This is a genomic window from Ruthenibacterium intestinale (assembly GCF_040096265.1).
Classification (GTDB): Bacteria; Bacillota; Clostridia; order Oscillospirales; family Ruminococcaceae; genus Ruthenibacterium; species Ruthenibacterium komagatae.
Genome location: NZ_JBBMFA010000042.1, coordinates 1 through 2,006 on the forward strand (window position 1 = coordinate 1; position 2,006 = coordinate 2,006).

3 protein-coding genes and 1 tRNA gene are annotated in these 2,006 nt (G+C 62.6%); 2 read left to right on the forward strand and 2 right to left on the reverse strand.

The genetic code is table 11. The annotated features are described in order from the left end of the window. The coding region (locus WMO24_RS01910; RefSeq protein WP_349214509.1) for a class I SAM-dependent methyltransferase at nucleotides 1–847 on the reverse strand (847 nt) is incomplete at its 3' end. Next, on the reverse strand, nucleotides 825–1,421 hold the full coding sequence (locus WMO24_RS01915) for a TetR/AcrR family transcriptional regulator (RefSeq protein ID WP_349214511.1): 597 nt from the start codon (nucleotides 1,419–1,421) through the stop codon (nucleotides 825–827). The genes WMO24_RS01915 and WMO24_RS01910, both read right to left, overlap by 23 nt. Before the next feature lie 137 nt (nucleotides 1,422–1,558). Here WMO24_RS01915 and WMO24_RS01920 point away from each other — a divergent pair, with 137 nt between their 5' ends. Both WMO24_RS01920 and WMO24_RS01925 read left to right on the forward strand, forming a co-directional pair. Beyond that, nucleotides 1,559–1,864 carry a GNAT family acetyltransferase gene (locus WMO24_RS01920; RefSeq protein WP_349214512.1) on the forward strand — a complete coding sequence of 102 codons (306 nt, stop codon included), beginning with the start codon at nucleotides 1,559–1,561 and terminating at the stop codon, nucleotides 1,862–1,864. A 67-nt stretch (nucleotides 1,865–1,931) separates the two neighbouring features. Further along, nucleotides 1,932–2,006, forward strand: a tRNA-Glu gene (locus WMO24_RS01925).

Genomic DNA, 2,006 nt, shown 5'->3' on the forward strand with positions numbered 1-2,006 from the left:
ATATAAAATCGCTCTTTTCATTTTCCACCGGCGCATCCATTGCGGGACGAAGCGCAGGGTCATTTTGAAAGATGTCCAGCGCGTGGCTGGTCACCCCCAGCAGGTCGGGGCGTTCGCAGGTGGCGAAGTGATAGTCCAGATACAGCCGGAAGGCCGCGTCGTCCATGCGGTCCAGCGCGTCCCGCAGCAGCAGGGCGCAGCCGTCCGACGCAACGTAGTGCAGCCGCCGGGTGGGGAAAGCCTCCATCAGCCGGTCCACGTCCTCTTTGCGCACCAGCTCAAACAAGTCCTTCGGCTGCGAGCGCGCGGCAAAGGTGCCCGGCTCCAGCAGACCGTCGCGCAGATAGGCGGCCACGTCCACATTTCCACGCAGAAAGCCCTCGTCCAGAAGACAGCCGTCCGAGATCACATAGGCGGCAAAAATCACACCGCCGGGCCGGGTGACGCGAATGGCCTCGGCCAGCGCCTGCCGTTTGTGTTGCGGGGTGTACAGATGATACAGCGGCCCCAGCAGCAGCGTCACATCATACCGGTCGTCGGGAAAGGCGCTCAAATCCAGCGCGTTTCCCTGCACAATGCGCACCGCTTCGCCGGGCCGGGTGTTCCGGCGGAACAGGCGGATGTTGTGCTCCACCAGCTCCACCGCGTCCACGGCAAACCCGTCCCGGGCCAGCGCATGGGAGTAGTGCCCGGTTCCCGCGCCGATCTCCAGCACGCGGCCCCCGGCGGGCAGATAGCGGCGGATGTAGCGCATGGTCGTCAGAAATTCCACCGACCCGTGGCGTGTGCACAGGCGGCTGTCCTCGTCGTAATGGGTGTAAAAATCAATCAGATACCGGTCGGTCATGGTCTTCCTCCAGTTCGCGGCGCACCCGGGCCTCCAGCATCCGCCTGACCATGGCCCGGGCGTCGGATGGTTCCAGCGTCATTTTTCCCGCGGCGGTCAGCACGGCCATGCCGTGGGCGTAGAAAAACAGGTCCAGAAACACGGCCCGGGCCTGCTGCGGCGCAAGCCCCACCGCCCGGGCAAAGTCCGCGGCGCGGTCCCCGTTGCCCGGCTCCCGGTAAAAGTCTTCCGGCCGTATCATGTCCAGGTCCATATGGCGCACAAACAGCGCTTCGAACAGGCGCGGCTGCTGCCGGGCAAAGGCGATGTACGACAGGGGAAAGACCAGGGCGGGCTCTTCCCGCTCCCGGCGCTGCCAGGCCTGCGCATAGTCCAGATAAACGGAAAAGGCATGTTCCAGAAAATCCTGCTTCAGCTGCTCCATGCCGGGATAACAGGTGAACAGGGGCCGGGTGGAACAGCCCAGCGCAGCGGCCAGGCTGCGGGCGTTGACGGCTTCGAACCCCTCTTCACAGGTAATGCGCAGCGCAGCGTTTAAAATCAGTTCCTTTGAAATGCGGGCCCGGGGCGGCATCGGAACTCCCTCCTTCAGGTAACAGATGTTGTGTAACAATTGTTACATATATTTCAGGTTTTGTCAAGCAGAGCAGGCGCGTTGAAATCCGGGCCAAAAGGCGGTATAATGGAACGGCACAGAGGGGAGGGGCGCATATGCCGCAGAACAGCCAGCAGGAAAAGTTTGCCGTCATCCCGGGCATGACCATGATCCGGGCCAACAAGTCGTATTCCGGTTCTCACAGCGGAATGCAGTACAAGTTTCGCCTGGCGGACGACGAATTGGAGGCCGTGGTGTGGCCCTGGCCCTGGTGCCTGGAGAAAACCGACCCGGAGGGTGTGGTATCGGCCCGGTTCGCCCTGACCGAGGAGGGAATGCGGCAGGCCGAGGACTGGGTGTGCCGGCAGTACTGGCAGGACCACCGCCGCTGGGACAAGATCCGGCAGGCGCCCATGTGGTGAGAAATTTGCAGAAAACTCTTGACGCGGGCGGCCGGAACAGGTATAATGTAGGACAGCCACTAAAAATGGCCCGTTGGTCAAGCGGTCAAGACGGCGGCCTCTCACGCCGCAAACGGGAGTTCGATTCTCCCACGGGTCACCA

Excerpts from the sequence above, each read along its gene's own strand:
- WMO24_RS01915 (WP_349214511.1), bottom strand. The coding sequence starts at position 1,421 with ATGCCGCCCCGGGCCCGCATTTCAAAGGAACTGATTTTAAACGCTGCG.
- WMO24_RS01920 (WP_349214512.1), top strand. The coding sequence starts at position 1,559 with ATGCCGCAGAACAGCCAGCAGGAAAAGTTTGCCGTCATCCCGGGCATG.